Here is a 15,852-nt window from a genome sequence, read left to right as displayed (position 1 = left end):
GAGGATCGACGTGAATCGACTGCTGCTCGCCACCTTGCTGATCCCGCTCGGCGCCCTGGCCGGCCCCTACGACCAGCCCTGGGTGATCATCGCCACCGATACGGCGCCATCCGCGGACCCCGAGCTCAAGCCCGTGATCGTGAACCGCGTGGACGGCCAGAACTCCATCCGCAACCAGGTGGTCACCCTCCCGGGCCCGCACATGGTCACGGTGGACCTGCCGCCCCGCAAGGGTTTCAAGATCGGCACGCAGGAGACCTTCGACCTCGAGACGAGCGCGTGCATGCGCTATTTCATCGCCGCGAAGCTCGACACGCCCGTCACGCAGGCCTGGAAGCCGATGGTGCGCAGAAGCGAGCTGATCGGCGAGTGCGCCACGAAGTTCAAGTCGGGCGCGGCCGCGAAATGACGGCGGGACTCCGGCGCAATTTCGCCAGCGGCACGCCGTGGGAGCCGATCGTGGGCTATTCGCGCGCGGTGCGCTGCGGGCCGCACATCTGGGTGGCGGGCACGACGGCCACCGGACCGGACGGCACGCTGGTGGGCGCAGGCGACGCCTACGCGCAAACCCGGCAGGCCCTGGACAACATCGCGGCCGCACTCGTGCGCGCCGGCGCGACGATGCAGGATGTCGTCCGCACGCGCCTTTACGTCACCGACATCGCCGGATGGGAGTGCGTCGGACGCGCCCACGGCGAAGTGTTCGCGGACATCCGCCCGGCGTGCACGATGATCGAGGTATCGAAACTCGTGGACCCCGGCATGCTGGTGGAAATCGAGGCCGAGGCCTATGCCCCGCAAGCGGAACTGAGGACGCCGTGAGAATCCGGCCCTTCGCGGCCTTCGCCGCCGTTCCCGCCCTTGCCGTGCTGGCTGCCGGCGCCGGCATGTACGACCAGCCTTATGCGCTCGCGCAGACGGGCCGGCATTCCGAAGTCCGCAAGGAGGCGCGCGTCGCGATCACGAAGATCGACGGCAAGAGCACGCGCGACACGCGCGGAAGCGATCCCATCGAACCCGGCAAGCACATGGTGACGCTGCACTTCACGAGCGCGCGGGGCACGTTCCGGCCGGAGTTCCGGGAACTGGAGATCGACTTCAAGCCGTGCACGCGCTATCTCTTCAACGCGATCTACGAGGTGCCGACGGGCCCCGACTGGAAGCCCGGCGTTTACACCGAGCCCATCGGTGAATGCCGCAGGAAGTTCATGAAGGACCAGCCCGCGCAGAAGCCCGCCAGGTGAGCACCGACGCCCGCCCGCTGCTGGAGGTGCGCCACCTGCGGGTGGAGTTCAACACGCGCCGCGGCACGCTCGTCGCCATCGACGACGTGAGCCTGGACATCGCGCCGGGCGAGGTACTGGGCGTGGTGGGCGAGTCGGGAGCGGGCAAGTCGATCACGGGTTCGGCGATCATCGGGCTGCTCGAGCCGCCGGGACGCATTTCCGGCGGCGAGGTTCTCCTGGACGGCCAGCGCATCGACAATCTGCCCGCCGAATCGATGCGCAGGATCCGCGGCCGGAGAATCGGCGCCATCTTCCAGGACCCCCTCACCTCGCTCAACCCGCTGTACACCATCGGGCGCCAGATCACGGAGACGATCGAGACGCACCTGCCGATGAATGCCCGGCAGGCGCGCGAGCGGGCCGTCGAGTTGCTGAAGGAAGTGGGCATCCCGGCAGCGGAGCGGCGCATCGATCATTACCCGCACCAGTTCTCCGGCGGCATGCGCCAGCGCGTCGTGATCGCGCTCGCCCTGTGCGCCAACCCGCAGCTCATCATCGCGGACGAGCCCACGACCGCCCTGGACGTATCCATCCAGGCGCAGATCATCACGCTCCTGAAGAAGCTGTGCCGCGAACACGGCACGGCGGTGATGCTGGTCACCCACGACATGGGCGTGATCGCCGAGACGGCGGATCGCGTGGCCGTGATGTATGCGGGCCGGCTCGCCGAGATCGGGCCGGTGCAGGAGGTGATCCACAGCCCGCAGCATCCCTACACGATGGGGCTGATGGGCTCCATCCCGGCCATCGGCACGGAGGTGGAGCGCCTGCCCCAGATCGAGGGGTCGATGCCCCGGCTGAATGCGATTCCGCGCGGGTGCGCCTTCAATCCGCGCTGCCCGAAGGTCTTCGACCGCTGCCGGCTGGAAAGGCCGGACCTGCTGCCTGCCGGGAAGACGCGCGCAGCCTGCTGGCTGCACGCAAGGTAGCGCGGGAACACGGATGAACACGGATCTGCACGGATGAACACGGATGAGTGCTGAACGGGAGGCGATGGCGGTTTCGGCGGCAGGCACGCCGAAGGTGCTGCTCGAGGTAAAGGACCTCGCGCGCGATTTCGACGTGTCGAGGCCCTGGCTCAACCGCGTCCTGGAGGGCTCCCCAAGGCAGCTTCTCAAGGCGGTGGACGGCGTCTCCTTCACGATCAACCGGGGCGAGACGCTCTCCCTCGTGGGCGAATCCGGTTGCGGCAAGTCCACGGTGGCGCGACTCATCTGCGGGCTCTACGCGCCGTCGCGAGGCTCGGTGGTGTTCGACGGCGTGGACATGGCGCAAATCTCCCGGCGCGCGCAGATGCTGCGCATGCGCCGGCGCTTCCAGATGATCTTCCAGGATCCGTACGCGAGCCTGAACCCGCGCTGGCGGGTGGGCAGAATCATCGCGGAACCCATTCGCCAGCACGGCATCATCCAGGGCGAGGCGGCGATCCGGAAGCGCGTGGGCGAGCTGCTGGAAGACGTGCGCCTTTCAGTCCACGATGCCGAGAAGTTTCCGCACGAGTTCTCGGGCGGGCAGCGGCAGCGCATCTCGATCGCGCGGGCGCTTTCGTCGAACCCGGAATTTCTCGTGTGCGACGAGCCGACGAGCGCGCTGGACGTGTCGGTCCAGGCGCAGATCCTGAACCTCATGAAGGACCTGCAGCGCGAGCACGGCCTGACCTACCTTTTCATCTCGCACAACCTCGCCGTCGTCTCGCACATTTCCAATCGGGTAGGCGTGATGTACCTCGGACGCATCGTCGAGATCGCGCCGACGAGGACGCTCTTTCGAAGGCCCCTGCACCCCTATACGCAGATGCTCGAGAGCGCGATCCCCGACATCACGATGAGCGGCCGGGCGCGCACGCCCGTTGCGGGCGAGGTGCCCAACCCGCTCGATCCGCCCGCGGGCTGCGCATTTCATCCACGCTGTCCGCACGCCAACGACCGATGCCGCTCGGAGCGCCCGGAGCTTCGGGAGGTCGATGGCGCGCAGGTGGCCTGCCATGCGGTCGAGGAAGGGCGGTTACGCCCCCCGCCGGCCTAGCGGCGCTTCTTGCGGTTCACGCAGGAGACGTACAGCTCGCTGGTCGCGAGATCCTGCATCGGGTAGTCAAGGGTCTCGGGCTTGTATTCCACGAGGCCTTCGGTGCGGATCGCCACGCGCCAGGGTTCGAACTCCAGCGCGCGCAGCTCCTGCTCGAAACGGGTCACCGTGATGGGGTTCAGCTCGTTGAACCACTGCCAGTGCTGCGCGGGCGTGGGCGTCTCCCCGGCGCGGTCCTCGTACTTCGCCTTCGCGGAAAACACCAGCTCGCGGATCTGCTCGCGAGATTTGCGCAGGTGGAAGAACGGCTCGCTCGAATACTCCGCGAGGTGGTGCCCCGCATTGCAGTAGTAGAGCCCCGGGTGGATGAAAAGCAACCCGTCCGAGCGCAGCACGCGCTTCATCTCGCGCATCGCCTGCAGGTATCCGCCCGCGAAGTGCTCGACGGCCGCCCACGAAATCACGACATCGAAGCTGTCGTCCGCGAAGGGCAGGAAGTTCGCGTCCTCGCCAAGATACTTCACGCGCTTCGGAATCGTGTCCCCGGGCAGATGGTTGGCCCGAAGGATTTCCGGCAGGCGATCGAATCCGCGGAAGGGATCGATGGCGACAAGCTCCTCGCACCCGGTGCGCAGCGCCACGCCGAGCGCGGTGATGCCGTCTCCGCAGCCCACGTCGAGGATGCGCCCCTTCTGGAGGGGAGAGTCGGCCAGCATGTAGCTCATCACCGTGGCGGACGCGTGATCGAAGTGGCGGAAGAACCAGTCCTCGTGGCCGCGCCTCCAGGAAAGGTTCTCGAGCGCGACGCCCGGGGGCAGCGCCTCGAAGGACCACGCCATCGCCTCGCCCGCCTGCGCCGCGCTTCGCGCAAGCGCGAACGCACCCGCCACCGTCGCCTCGCAGCAATCCTGCGCAAGCACGCGGTGGCAGGCTTGCGCCGAGAAGCGCCACTCGCCCGCGCAGAGGCTTCCGGGCAGGAAGCAGCGAAAGCGGTACGTGCCTCGCGGAAGCCAGCCGATGTAGTACGTATCGGCGGAATGGGCGGCCACCGCCTCGCCTGCGCCTTCGATCCGGATCCGGACCTGGGGCACGAAGACCACCGGCGCCTGTACCGCGATCCGTCCCGCGAGAACAGTTCGCCCGCCCGCCTCCTCGAGCGCCAGGGGTCCGTCGAACCGGATCGCCGTCATCGCGCAATCCCCCGGGCCGTGAGGACGGCAAGGAGCGGGACGATCGCCAGGACGTGCAACTCGACCATGAGGTACCGGCGAAGGCGAGCACGCTCCGGCTCGGGGACCGCGAAACCCGCCTGCGCCTCGAGGCGCTTGCGCCATCGAATGAAGGCGCGCGCAGGCGCAATCGAGACCGCGACCACCAGCGCCACGAGCGCCACCTTGGCCCAGAAGACCCAGCTACCCGAATGGAACGCCCACCCCTTGGCGCCCCAGACGGCGCGCGCGATGCCGAAGAGGACCGTGGCGATCGCCGACCCGAGGTACCAGAGGTCCACCCTCGCGAGCAGGCGTATCGTCCGTGCGTCGATCTCGCCCCGGGCGAGCATCACCTCGACGGTGAGGAAGGCGAACAGCGCGAACATCGCCGTGAAATGAAGGTAGGCAAGCCCTGCATCGAGCCACATGGTCAGTCTCTCCGGGAGAGGAAGGCGCCCAGGCGGGCCACCGCTTCCTCGAGTCGCGCCACCGGCTGCGTGTAGGCGATACGGACGTGCTTCTCCGGCTGGTGGAAGCCGAAATCCTTGCCGGGGGTGATCGCGACGCCGGTTTGTTCGAGCACCGCGCGCGCGAAAGCGAAGCTGTCGTCCGCAAGTTTCGAGCAGTCCGCATAGACGTAGAAGGCGCCCTCGGGCTTGACGGGAATGCCGAAGCCCAGGTCTTCCAGCGCGTGGACGAGGAAATCACGCCGCTGCGCGAGCTCCCTGCGCCGCGCCTCGAGGATCGACAGCGTCCCGGGCTCGAAAGCCGCCAGTGCGGCGTACTGCGAGAGCGTCGAGGGCGAGATGTAGAGGTTCTGCGCGAGCTTCTCGATCTCGCGCACCGCCTCGACCGGCGCCACGAGCCAGCCCAGCCGCCACCCCGTCATCTGGAAATACTTCGAGAAGCTGTTGATGACGAACACGTCGTCGCCCGCCTCGAGCGCCGAGCGCGCGTCGAGGCCGTAGGTGAGGCCGTGGTAGATCTCGTCCACCAGGAGCGTGGCGCCCCGCTCGCGGGCCAGTGCCGCAGAAGCGGCGATCTCGCCCGGAGTCACCATCGTGCCGGTGGGGTTGGACGGGCTCGCCACCATCACGATGCGGGTGCGCGGCGTCCATGCCTTCGCGGCCAGGTCCGGCGTGAGCTGGTACCGGGACGACGCTCCTACGGGAACGGGCCGCGCAATGCCGCCCAGCGCATGCACGAAGTGGCGGTTGCAGGGGTAGCCCGGATCGGAGAGCAGCACCTCGTCGCCGGCGTCGAGCAGCACGCCGAAAGCGAGCAGGAGCGCCGCGCTCGATCCCGAGGTCACCATGATCCGCTCCGCCGGAACCTCGAGGCGATAACGGTCGCGATAGAAGTCCGAGATGGCCTCGCGAAGAGCCGGCATCCCGAGCGCGGAGGTGTAGAACATCGGCCTGCCGTCGAGCGCGCGCCTGGCCGCCTCGACCACGGGGGCCGGCGTGGTGAAGTCCGGCTCGCCGATCTCCAGGTGGATCACGTCGCGGCCCTGCGCCTCGAGGCCACGCGCCAGCGTCTGGATCTCCATCACCTCGAAGGGCGCGATGGAGGCCATTCGCGAGGCGACGTGCAGGCGGGATGCGCGATCGTTCATCGGGCCCTCAGCCGTGCAGGCGGTCGCTCACGTCGAGCTCGCGCACGCCCTTGCGGTCGCGCACCGCGTCCACGGCCTTGAGGATTCTCTCCCGCAGCGCGTCGGCATCCGGCACGCCGCGGATCCAGAGGAGCGGCGTGGTCACGTCGGAGGTCTCCAGCTCCACGTTGCCGATGCCCACGAGGCGCATCACGAAAGGCTGCTCGAAACTCGCGTCCTTCACGCGGAAGAGCTCGAGGCTGTCCGTGCGCCGGCCGAAGACCCCCTGGCGGATGCGAATGCGCTGGTTCGTCACCTCGTAGGCGAAACACCGGGTCGACAGCCAGCGCCAGATCGCCCACGGGATCGGGATGATGAAAAGGCACAGGACGAACGGCCAGAAGTTGGTCCACTGCGAGGGACTGCCCTGCCACAGGATCTCCTCTTCGCTGCTCATGGCGGCCTTTCGGGTTTCGGCGACGATCGGCACTCTACTCCAAAGCGCGAGGGACGGCAGGCGCGGAATCCACGAATCATCAGGGGCGCAGGTGCTCGTCCCAGAACTTCTGCAGGCGCTTGGAGGAGACCGGGAACGGGGTCTTCAGCTCCTGCGCGAAAAGCGAGATTCGCAACTCCTCCACGAGCCAGCGGAACTCCTCGAGTTTCGCACGGGGCAGGCCGGCCTTGTGGTCCGCCTCGGCGCGCGCTTCGTACTGAGCCCACAGCCCGGCGACCGCGGGCGCGTGGCGCTGGTCGCGCTCCGGGTTGCCCCGGTACTTCACGAGGCGAAGCGCCGCGCCCTTCAGGTAGCGAGGCACGTGCTCGAGGCGCTCCCAGGGTGTGAGCGCGAGGAATCCGGGGAAAACGAGGCGATCGCGCTGCGCTTTCACTTCGGACACGATGCGCCCGAGCGCGCCACTACGCGCCACCTCGGCGGCCAGCGCCTGGTACGCCTCGGCGATGGCATTGGCATGGCGCGTGGCTCCCTCGGTGACCGCGGGAAGCCGGGCCTTGGCGCGCTTCTTCTGCTCGTCGAACCCCCCGGGCGTGCGCGGCGGGTCGTCCTCGCCGATGAAAGCCCGGTCGAGGACCGCTGCGGCAAGATCCTCGCGCAGCTTTTCCGCCGGCATCACCGACTGAAGGCGTAGCGCAAGGGCGTTGAACCCCGAGGGCCCGCGCTCCAGTTGCTTCACCTGATCCTTCAGCTCGAAGGCGAGGAGGCGCTTCACGCCGCCCCGCTGGGCTTGCGCCGCCTTGTCCTTCGTGTCGAAGAGGCGGATGGCGACGCTCGCGCCTTCGTCCGTGAGAGCCGGATAGCCGGTCAGCGTCTGGTTGTTCCTGCGGAAGGTGACCTCCGCCGGCAGGTCGCCGAAGTCCCAGGCCGTGATGCCCTCGCGCTCCAGTCCCGGCTTCGATTGCGCGAGCGTGAGCTGCGCGGCCTCGCCCAGCTGCCGGCGAAGCGCGGCGAGGTCCCGGCCCATGGCAAGCTCGCGCCGGGCATCGTCCACCACGCGCAGATTCATGGCCAGGTGCGCGGGCAGCGCCTCCTTCGACCACACGTCGCCTTCGACCCGTTCGCCGGCCAGGCGCGACACGAAGGCGAGCACCTCGTCGGCAATGCGTTTCCCGCCCGCCTTCGTCTGCTCGAGGAATTTCGTCACGTGCTCCGGCACCGGCACGAGGACGGTGCGCACGCGCTTGGGCAGCGCCTTCATGGTCCATGCCACCTTGTCCCGCACCATGCCGGGCACCAGCCAGTCGATGGCCGCCTCGTCCACCTGGTTGAGGAGCGCCAGCGGCACGTTCATCGTGACGCCATCCAGCGGATGCCCGGGCTCGAAGCGGTAGGCGAGCGCGAAGGTATGGTCGCCGAGGCGAAGCTGCCTCGGGAACAGTTCCTCCGTCACCGACTCGGCGCCGTGGCGCATGAGGTCGGCCCTGGTGAGGAAGAGGAGCCTCGCATCGTCCCTCACCGCCTCCTTGTGCCAGGACTCGAAAGAAGGCGCATCGCGAACCTCGGCCGGCAGCCGCGCGGCGTAGAAGGCGATGAGGGCGCGGTCGTCCACCAGCACGTCCTGGCGACGCGCGCGGTGCTCCAGGTCCTCCACCTCGCGGATGAGGGCCCGGTTGTGCGCGAAGAACGGCGCCTTCGTGTCGAATTCGCCTGCGACCAGCGCGCCCTCGATGAAGATCTCGCGCGCCCGCACCGGGTCGAGGCGACCGAAGCTCACCTTGCGGCGCGCCGCGATCGTGAGCCCGTAGAGAGACACCGTCTCGTAGGCCATCACTTCGCCCCGCGCGCGGTCCCAGTGGGGCTCGGCGTGATGGCGCGTGAGGAGGTGCGCGGCCGCCTTCTCGATCCACTCCGGGTCGATGCGCGCGACGTTTCGGGCATAGACACGCGTGGTCTCCTGCAACTCGCCGGCCATGATCCACCGCGGACGGCCCTTCTTCAGGCCCGACCCCGGCCAGATGGCGAACGGGATGCCGCGCGGAGCGTTGTAGTGGTCGCCTTCCTGCGCCTTGAGGCCGACGTTGGAGATGAGCCCCGTGAGGAGCGCGCGGTGCACCTGCTCGTAGGTCGCGGCGGTCGCGTTCTCGCGGATTCCCAGCTCCGCGGCCAGCTCGCGAAGCTGCCCGGCAAGCTCGCGCCATTCGCGCATGCGCACGTAGGAAAGAAAGTGCTCGCGGCGGGTCTCCCAGAGCTTGCGGCCGGATTCCTTGTGCCGGAACGCGTCGTCGAAGAAGTTCCACAGGTTGATGAGCTGCACGAAGTCCGAGGATTCGTCGCGGAACTCCTCGTGGGCGCGATCGGACTCTTGCCGCTTTTCCTGCGGGCGGTCGCGCGGGTCCTGGATGGAGAGGGCCGCGGCCAGGATCAGCATCTCGGCCAGGCAGTTGAACTCGCGCGCGGCCAGCAGCATTCGGCCGATGCGCGGGTCCACCGGCAGCCTGCCGAGTTCGTGGCCCAGCGGCGTGAGGGCGCGCTTCTCGTCGATGGCACCCAGCTCGAAGAGGCTGCGATAGCCGTCCTCGATCTGGCGGGCGCTCGGCGGCTCGATGAAGGGAAAGGCGGCCACGTCGCCCAGTTCGAGCGCGGCCATGCGCAGGATCACGCTCGCCAGCGAGGTGCGAAGGATTTCCGGCGTCGTGAAGTCCGGCCGGGCCTCGTAGTCGTCCTGCGCGTAGAGGCGGATCGCGATCCCGCTCGCCACGCGCCCGCAACGGCCTGCGCGCTGCTTCGCCGCGGCCTGCGAGACGGGCTCGATGCGAAGCTGGTCGATCTTCTGGCGCGGGCTGAAGCGCTTGATGCGCGCAAGCCCCGTGTCGATCACGTAATGGATTCCCGGCACCGTGAGGGAAGTCTCGGCGACGTTGGTCGCCAGCACGATCCTGCGGTGCGAGGCGGGCTCGAAGACCCGGTCCTGCTCCTCGGCCGACAGGCGCGAGAAGAGCGGCAGGATCTCCGCGCCCTTCGGGTGGTGCTTCCTCAGCGTCTCGGCCGCCTCGCGGATCTCGCGCTCGCCCGGCAGGAAGACGAGGATGTCGCCGCTGCGGCTCGTGCGCTCGATCTCGTCCACCGCCTTCGCGATGGCCTCGTTCATGTCCACGGGCTCGTCGTCCTCGTCCTCCACCTCGAAGAACTCGGGGCGGTAGCGCACCTCTACCGGATAGGTACGCCCGGAAATCTCGATCACCGGCGCGCCGCCGAAGAAATCGGAGAAGCGCTGGGTATCGATGGTGGCCGAGGTGACGATGACCTTGAGCTCGGGGCGCAGCGTGACCAGGCGCCGGACGTACCCGAGAAGGAAATCGATGTTGAGGCTGCGCTCGTGGGCCTCGTCCACGATGATCGTGTCGTAGGCGCGCAACTCCCGGTCGGAGTGCGTCTCGGCAAGGAGGATGCCGTCCGTCATCACCTTGATGACCGTCTCCGGCCCGGTGCGGTCCTGGAAGCGGATCTTGTGACCCACGAAGCCCTTGGGGGTGCCGGGCAGCTCCCTGGCGAGGCGGGTGGAGAGGCTGCGGGCGGCAATGCGGCGCGGCTGGGTGCACCCGATGAGACCGGCGCTTCCGCGCTTCAGCGCAAGGCAGATTTTTGGCAGTTGCGTGGTCTTCCCCGACCCCGTCTCGCCGCAGACGATGGTGACCGGATGCTTCGCGACGAGGGCCGCGATGTCGTCGCGCCTCTGCGCGATGGGAAGGTCGTCGGGGAAGCGCGGATCCGGCAGCTTCGCCAGTCGCATCGCATACGCCCTCTGCGATCGTTCAAGCAACGCCTCTAGGAGCGCCCTTTCCCGCTCGGCCGGTCTCCCGCCGTCCGTGCGAGCACGCACCGAGGCGGCAAGCGCGGCGATCTTCGGGTGGTCGGCCGCGAGCGTGGCGGCAGGGAGGTCTTCGGGGAGCTGCGTCATCGGGAAAGGCATAAAGGGGACAGACCCCTTGTCTGGAAAAGGGGTCTGTCCCCTTTATCGGTCCGTCAAGCTGGTCCCCTCATTCTAGCTTCCCCCGACCTCAGCTCCTGCGCGTCATGCCTCCCGGCGCATACCAGCCCCCCGAGCGCGTCCTGACTTCCGATTCCAGGTTCTTGAGCTGCCGGTGCACACGCACGTCCGCCCGCAGTCGCTGCGCGATCTGCTCGGTTTCCCGCAAGGCGTAATAGAGCACCATGGCACTGAAGAACAGCGCCGTGAATCCGGCCATGTAATGCACGCCCGAATCGAAGAAGAAGATGTAGGCGGTGGCTGGAAAGGTGGCCGGGATCGACAGCGCGGGGTGGGCCCAGCGCACGGCGGCGTAGGCCGTGATCGACCCTCCCACAAAGCAGGTGATGACCATCATCACGAAGCTCTGCCGGTATCCGGGCACTTCGGGGAAGAGCCACGTTCCGAGGAGCCCCCATTGGACGCCCGCGAGCAGGTTCCCCAGCACCGCAAACATGGCCCACGTTCCCGTATCCAGGTCCAGCCCCAGGGACGCGCTGTTGCGGTACAGCCAGCACAGGCCCAGGCGCAGGACGGCGACTGTCACCCCGTAGGCGAACCACGCGATGTGCGAGTCTCGCAGCCCGTCCTCCATGAAGACGGCCATGCAAAGCAGGGTGCCGAAGAAGGCGGAAGCGGCTCCAACCGGAAGGTTGCGGAACAATTCCGCGACCTGGAGCGCCTCGACTTCGTATGCCGATGCCGATGCGGCCGCGTCGCGGTCGCCCGGGGGAAATGTCGTTTTCATGTGCGCCTCGCGGGCGATATCCGCCCATATGTTTATTTATTGTTGCATCACATTAACATAGTGTCGGGCGCGAGTCATGTGAACTGCGTCACATTCCTTCGCAAGGCAGGCAGCGGCGAACCGCTCAGGGGTTGAGCTGGCGGTAAACGCTGGTGGAGACGCGCGCGAGGGAAGCCTTGTCGATCTCGCCGGAGAGCGCATAGCCCCAGTTGCCGTCGATCCAGTAGAAGACCGACACGCCCCCCTCCTGCGCGACGCGGAAGGCGGTCTGGCCCTCGCTCTTCGCGCGGGCGGAAACGTAGAGGGTGAGGCGCTTGCCGCCCGCATCCTGGAACATGAATTGCGCAACCGGACCCTCGGGGCCGGGCAGCAGCCGCCCGCCGAGCAGCTCGAACCCCTCGGACGAAAGCACCGGCACCTTGAGGGTCGTGCCCAGCCGCTTCGAGAGCCAGTTCACGAGGTGTTCCTGCTGCGACGCTTCCACCTCTACGGGGTGCCGCACCTCCATGGCATAGACCAGATGGGCGCGCGCGGCGCGCGCCGGCAAGGTGGAGACCGACGCCGAAGCGGCCAGGCCAGGCGCAGCGCCGCCCTGCCAGGCATAGGGCATCGCGAGCCCGATGGCGATGCCCACCGCGAGGACCGAGGCCGCGCGCGCGTAGCCGAGCCACGGGGGGCGCCGCATCTGCAGGCGCGCCGGGACAGGCTCGAGCAGCACCGGATCAAACCGATCGTGCAGCATGCGCCGCTGCTCTGTCAGGCGCAGCACGCGGCGATTGGCGTCGGCATCGCGGGCGAGGGCCGCTTCCACTGCTGCGCGCTCGGGGCCGTTCAGGGCGCCGTCCACGAAGGCCTGCAGGAGATCGTCGTCCAGGTTCACCGGACCACCTTGAGGGTCGTGCGCGATGCCTCGCCGTCCATGTAGGCGCGCAGTTTCTCGCGGCCGCGGGACAGGCGCGACATCACCGTTCCGATCGGCACGCCCAGCGCGCGGCTGACTTCCTCGTAGCTCATGTCCTCCAGGCTCACCATGAGCACCACTTCACGCTGCTCCGCCGGGATCGTCGCCAGCCCGCGCTCGAGGTCGCGGACGTCCGTGACCCAGTCCGGCGTGGTCGCTCCGATGCAGCTCTCATCGACCTCCGCGGACGAGGTGATCCTGCGAGCCTTGACCTGGTTCACGAAGACGTTGTGCATGACAGAAAAAAGCCAGGCCCTGAGGTCCCCGGGGCGCCACAGGTGGAACTTCCTCACCGCGCGCTCGAGGGTGTCCTGCACGAGGTCGTCGGCCGCGTGGCGATCCCCGACCAGCGCGCGCGCGTAGCGGCGCAGGTTGGGGATGTACGGGACGACGAGCTCGTAGTCCAAGGCCCGACCCGATGAATCAGGGCTTGGCCACGTGCCAGACGGTGTTCACGCCGTCGCCCGTCTTGTCGCCGGGCTTCGCATCCTTAATCCAGGCGTAGAGCGGCTTGCCCTTGAGGGCCCATTGCTTGCTGCCGTCGTCGCGCGTGACGATGGTGTAGTCGCCGGCGGGCTTCGCGTCCGCGGCGGCCATGAGGGGCGGCCAATTCGTGGCGCACGGGCCGTTGCAGGCGCTCTTGCCGGCCGCGTCCTTGTCGAACGTGTAGAGCGTCATTCCGGCCGCGTTGGTGACAACACCGTCGGCGGCCTTCGTGGGCGCCTGCGCGAAAGCAAGGGCGGGCAGGGCAAGGGCGGCGGCGAGGATGAGGATACGGGGCGTCTTCATAGGTCCGGTCCTGTGTGGTTGGGGGTTACGGGGGGAGAACACCCCGTGCAGTCGGTTTATTCCCGGCAGGCGGGTTCCCCGAGAATTGCGCTGCGAGGGCCGGAAAGCGCCGCTGCGCGTGATTCAAGCCAACGTGATGCCTTCGTCGGCCATCACCTTGCGAACCGCCGGGCGTGCAAGGACGCGATCCATGATTGCCGTGTAGTGCGCAAGTTCCTTCATCGGGAAGGCGATGCGGTTGCCCCAGCGGTAGAACACGACCAGATAGGCATCGACGACCGAAAAGCGATTGCCGATGGCCCACTTCCGGCCGGTAACGAGGCGGTCGATCTCGTGCAGGCAATCTCCGAACACCTGACGCCCCCTGGCCTTCACCGCGTCGACGCACGGCTGGCCTTCCACATAGCGCTCGGGCCGGTAGATGTGTGCGAAGGCCGGGTGGACCGTATCCGCAAGCCACGCCATCAGGGACACCGCCTGCGCCTGGTCCCAGGTCTTCTCGGGCCACAGACCCTTGGCCGGGAATCCGCCGCCGAGAAACGAGAGGATGGCCACGTTTTCCACCAGCACTTTGCCGTCCACCGCGAGCGCGGGGACGCGCGCACGAGGATTGATCTTCAGGTACCCGGGGGAGCGCTGCTGCCCGTCGGCCGTGCTGATCTTCACCGCCTCGTAGGGCAGTCCCAGCTCTTCCAGGACAATATGCGGAGCGAGCGAGCAGGCACCGGGGGAGTAGTAGAGCGAGATCTTCATGGTCAAATCCAATCGGTCCGATGTAACAATGGTGTAACAATGGGGTCAGGTTCGCGAACCTGACCCCATTGTTACAGGCGGGTGATGAGGGAGGAGGTGTCCCAGCGGTTGCCGCCGGCCTTCTGGACGTCGCCGTAGAACTGGTCGACAAGCGCCGTCACGGGCAGGCTGGCGCCGTTGCGCTTGGCCTCGTCAAGGCAGATGCCCAGGTCCTTGCGCATCCAGTCCACCGCGAACCCGAAATCGAACTTGCGCTCGGCCATGGTCTTGCCGCGGTTCTCCATCTGCCAGCTCTGCGCGGCGCCCTTGGAGATCACGTCGAGCACGAGGCTTGCCGTCGAGGCCGGCCTTCTCCGCGAAGGCGATGCCCTCGGAGAGCGCCTGGACGAGCCCGGCGATGCAGATCTGGTTGACCATCTTGGTGAGCTGGCCGGCACCGCTCGTGCCAAGCAGCGTCACGGCCTTCCCGTAGGAGTCCATCACCGGCCTGGCACGCCCGAACGCCTCCGGTTCTCCTCCGCACATCACGGTGAGCTTGCCGTTCTCCGCGCCGGCCTGGCCGCCGGAGACGGGCGCATCGATGAAGTCCACGCCCTTTTCCTTCGCCGCGGCAAAGATCCTGCGCGCCGCGTCCGCGGACGCCGTGGTGTGATCGACCAGGACCGCGCCCTTCCTCATGCCGGCGAGTGCTCCCTGCGCCTCGAGCGCCACGGCGAGGAGATCTCGATCGTTGCCCACGCACATCATCACGAAATCGCAGTCCTTCGCGGCTGCGGCCGGCGTCGGGGCGGACTTTCCGCCATGCCTGGCCACCCAGGCGTCGGCCTTGGCGGCGGAACGGTTGTACACGGTGACGTCGTAACCTTTTGCCTTGAGATGCCCGGCCATGGGGAAGCCCATGACGCCGAGACCGAGAAAAGCGACTTTCGCGGACATGCTGACTCCTTAGTGGTTCGGCGGTTGCTGCACCCGCCGGTATCGTTGCGCGGGCGACCCGGCGCGTGCCGGGGCGCGGTTCAGGCGAGTTCCTTGTTCACCAGATTCGGGGGCGTGCGACCCTCGAGGGCGGCCGTGAGGTTGGCCGCGGCTGTCTCGCACATCCTGAGGCGCGTGGCACGCGTGGCGCTGCCCACGTGCGGCGTGAGGACAGCATTGTGAAGGGCGAAATACCCGGGGTTCACATTCGGCTCCCCCTCGAATACGTCGATGCCTGCGCCGGCAATGCGCCCGGCCTCGAGCGCCTCGACAAGGGCCGCGTCATCGACCACCCCACCGCGCGCGGTGTTCACGAGGATCGCGGTCGGCTTCATCTTCGCGATTTCGGCCGCGCCGATCAGGTGGTGAACCGCCGGCGAGTAGGGCACCATCACGACGACGAAATCGGACTGCGCCAGAAGCTGGTCGCGCTCCACCCGCGTGGCATTGAGGCGCATCTCGTCCGCCTCGGGAATGCGGTTGCGATTGTGGTAGAGGACGCGCATGTCGAAGCCCGTGGCGCGCTTCGCGATGGCCTGCCCGATGCGTCCCATCCCGATGATGCCCAGTGTCGCGTGGTGCACGTCGGTGCCGAGATTGGCTGTCATCTCGAAACCGATCTTCCAGCCGCCGCGACGAACATGGGCGTCGCCTTCGGCGATGCGCCGCGCCGCAGCCATGAGGAGGGCCCAGGTCAGGTCCGCCGTCGTGTCGTCGAGCACGCCGGGCGTGTTGGTCACGATGATGCGCCGCCTGGTGCAGGCCGGCACTTCGATGTTGTTCACGCCCACGGCAATGTTGGAGACCACCAACAGGTCCGGACACCGGGCGAGCAAGGGCTCGTCGAAGCGGTCCATGATGGTCGCGAGCGCCCCTTGGCAGCCCGCGAGGCGTCTGGCGAGCTCGTCGGGCGGCCACGGCGTGTCGTCGTCGTTGGTGACGACCTCGAAGCGCGGGCGCAGCGCCTCGACGACTTCCGGGAAGACGGCCCGCGTGATGAGTACCCTGGGCTTGCCCATCGTCCCG

General features: G+C 67.8%; 16 protein-coding genes and 1 pseudogene. 5 read left to right on the top strand and 12 right to left on the bottom strand.

Annotation, left to right across the window (positions count from 1 at the left end; translation table 11 throughout):
* The first annotated feature begins 10 nt into the window (after positions 1-10).
* The 5 genes from IPP91_13000 (at position 11) to IPP91_12980 (ending at position 3,311) form a co-directional block, all read left to right on the top strand.
* Positions 11-409: a hypothetical protein gene (locus tag IPP91_13000; protein MBL0142984.1), complete on the top strand. Its 399-nt coding sequence runs from the start codon at positions 11-13 to the stop codon at positions 407-409.
* Positions 406-822 carry a RidA family protein gene (locus tag IPP91_12995; protein ID MBL0142983.1) on the top strand — a complete coding sequence of 139 codons (417 nt, stop codon included), beginning with the start codon at positions 406-408 and terminating at the stop codon, positions 820-822. The genes IPP91_13000 and IPP91_12995 overlap by 4 nt, the downstream gene beginning before the upstream one ends.
* Positions 819-1,244 carry a hypothetical protein gene (locus tag IPP91_12990; protein MBL0142982.1) on the top strand — a complete coding sequence of 142 codons (426 nt, stop codon included), beginning with the start codon at positions 819-821 and terminating at the stop codon, positions 1,242-1,244. Before IPP91_12995 ends, IPP91_12990 begins: the two co-directional genes overlap by 4 nt.
* Positions 1,193-2,215 carry an ABC transporter ATP-binding protein gene (locus IPP91_12985; protein MBL0142981.1) on the top strand — a complete coding sequence of 341 codons (1,023 nt, stop codon included), beginning with the start codon at positions 1,193-1,195 and terminating at the stop codon, positions 2,213-2,215. Before IPP91_12990 ends, IPP91_12985 begins: the two co-directional genes overlap by 52 nt.
* Before the next feature lie 64 nt (positions 2,216-2,279).
* Positions 2,280-3,311, top strand: a complete 1,032-nt coding sequence (locus IPP91_12980; GenBank protein MBL0142980.1) for an ATP-binding cassette domain-containing protein — start codon at positions 2,280-2,282, stop codon at positions 3,309-3,311.
* Here IPP91_12980 and IPP91_12975 read toward each other — a convergent pair.
* The 12 genes and pseudogenes from IPP91_12975 to IPP91_12920 form a co-directional block, all read right to left on the bottom strand.
* Complete coding sequence (locus tag IPP91_12975; GenBank protein MBL0142979.1) at positions 3,308-4,501, bottom strand: class I SAM-dependent methyltransferase; 1,194 nt, start codon at positions 4,499-4,501, stop codon at positions 3,308-3,310. The genes IPP91_12980 and IPP91_12975 overlap by 4 nt on opposite strands.
* Complete coding sequence (locus IPP91_12970) at positions 4,498-4,950, bottom strand: DUF2214 family protein (protein MBL0142978.1); 453 nt, start codon at positions 4,948-4,950, stop codon at positions 4,498-4,500. Before IPP91_12970 ends, IPP91_12975 begins: the two co-directional genes overlap by 4 nt.
* A 2-nt stretch (positions 4,951-4,952) precedes the next feature.
* Positions 4,953-6,137: a pyridoxal phosphate-dependent aminotransferase gene (locus tag IPP91_12965; protein ID MBL0142977.1), complete on the bottom strand. Its 1,185-nt coding sequence runs from the start codon at positions 6,135-6,137 to the stop codon at positions 4,953-4,955.
* A 7-nt stretch (positions 6,138-6,144) separates the two neighbouring features.
* Positions 6,145-6,573: a PH domain-containing protein gene (locus IPP91_12960; GenBank protein ID MBL0142976.1), complete on the bottom strand. Its 429-nt coding sequence runs from the start codon at positions 6,571-6,573 to the stop codon at positions 6,145-6,147.
* 79 nt (positions 6,574-6,652) lie between these two features.
* The gene (hrpA, locus tag IPP91_12955; protein MBL0142975.1) at positions 6,653-10,531 is read right to left on the bottom strand and encodes an ATP-dependent RNA helicase HrpA; all 3,879 of its coding nucleotides are present in this window, start codon (positions 10,529-10,531) and stop codon (positions 6,653-6,655) included.
* A 100-nt stretch (positions 10,532-10,631) separates the two neighbouring features.
* Positions 10,632-11,348, bottom strand: coding sequence for a hypothetical protein (locus IPP91_12950; GenBank protein ID MBL0142974.1), 717 nt, complete (start codon positions 11,346-11,348; stop codon positions 10,632-10,634).
* 124 nt (positions 11,349-11,472) lie between these two features.
* A complete protein-coding gene (locus IPP91_12945; GenBank protein ID MBL0142973.1) occupies positions 11,473-12,228 on the bottom strand; it encodes an anti-sigma factor in 756 nt (251 codons plus the stop codon).
* Positions 12,225-12,689 carry an RNA polymerase sigma factor gene (locus IPP91_12940; protein MBL0142972.1) on the bottom strand — a complete coding sequence of 155 codons (465 nt, stop codon included), beginning with the start codon at positions 12,687-12,689 and terminating at the stop codon, positions 12,225-12,227. Before IPP91_12940 ends, IPP91_12945 begins: the two co-directional genes overlap by 4 nt.
* Before the next feature lie 43 nt (positions 12,690-12,732).
* Positions 12,733-13,098, bottom strand: coding sequence for a hypothetical protein (locus IPP91_12935; protein MBL0142971.1), 366 nt, complete (start codon positions 13,096-13,098; stop codon positions 12,733-12,735).
* A gap of 123 nt (positions 13,099-13,221) precedes the next feature.
* Entirely contained in the window at positions 13,222-13,851 is a 630-nt protein-coding gene (locus tag IPP91_12930) for a glutathione S-transferase N-terminal domain-containing protein (GenBank protein ID MBL0142970.1), read from the bottom strand.
* Positions 13,852-13,922: 71 nt separating this feature from the next.
* Positions 13,923-14,787 (bottom strand): annotated as a pseudogene (locus IPP91_12925) (NAD(P)-dependent oxidoreductase).
* A gap of 80 nt (positions 14,788-14,867) precedes the next feature.
* Complete coding sequence (locus IPP91_12920) at positions 14,868-15,845, bottom strand: D-glycerate dehydrogenase (protein ID MBL0142969.1); 978 nt, start codon at positions 15,843-15,845, stop codon at positions 14,868-14,870.
* Positions 15,846-15,852: the final 7 nt, after the last annotated feature.

It is taken from the genome of Betaproteobacteria bacterium (assembly GCA_016720855.1).
Classification (GTDB): Bacteria; Pseudomonadota; Gammaproteobacteria; order Burkholderiales; family Usitatibacteraceae; genus FEB-7.
Note: the sequence above shows the minus strand (reverse complement) of the source record. Positions and strands in the feature narration are given on the sequence as shown.

Coding starts and splice junctions, on each gene's coding strand:
- IPP91_12995 (MBL0142983.1), top strand. CDS start 406: ATGACGGCGGGACTCCGGCGCAATTTCGCCAGCGGCACGCCGTGGGAG.
- IPP91_12930 (MBL0142970.1), bottom strand. CDS start 13,851: ATGAAGATCTCGCTCTACTACTCCCCCGGTGCCTGCTCGCTCGCTCCG.
- IPP91_12950 (MBL0142974.1), bottom strand. CDS start 11,348: ATGAAAACGACATTTCCCCCGGGCGACCGCGACGCGGCCGCATCGGCA.
- IPP91_12965 (MBL0142977.1), bottom strand. CDS start 6,137: ATGAACGATCGCGCATCCCGCCTGCACGTCGCCTCGCGAATGGCCTCC.
- IPP91_12920 (MBL0142969.1), bottom strand. CDS start 15,845: ATGGGCAAGCCCAGGGTACTCATCACGCGGGCCGTCTTCCCGGAAGTC.
- IPP91_12975 (MBL0142979.1), bottom strand. CDS start 4,501: ATGACGGCGATCCGGTTCGACGGACCCCTGGCGCTCGAGGAGGCGGGC.
- IPP91_12985 (MBL0142981.1), top strand. CDS start 1,193: ATGCCGCAGGAAGTTCATGAAGGACCAGCCCGCGCAGAAGCCCGCCAG.
- IPP91_12935 (MBL0142971.1), bottom strand. CDS start 13,098: ATGAAGACGCCCCGTATCCTCATCCTCGCCGCCGCCCTTGCCCTGCCC.
- IPP91_12960 (MBL0142976.1), bottom strand. CDS start 6,573: ATGAGCAGCGAAGAGGAGATCCTGTGGCAGGGCAGTCCCTCGCAGTGG.
- hrpA (MBL0142975.1), bottom strand. CDS start 10,531: ATGACGCAGCTCCCCGAAGACCTCCCTGCCGCCACGCTCGCGGCCGAC.
- IPP91_12970 (MBL0142978.1), bottom strand. CDS start 4,950: ATGTGGCTCGATGCAGGGCTTGCCTACCTTCATTTCACGGCGATGTTC.
- IPP91_12980 (MBL0142980.1), top strand. CDS start 2,280: ATGGCGGTTTCGGCGGCAGGCACGCCGAAGGTGCTGCTCGAGGTAAAG.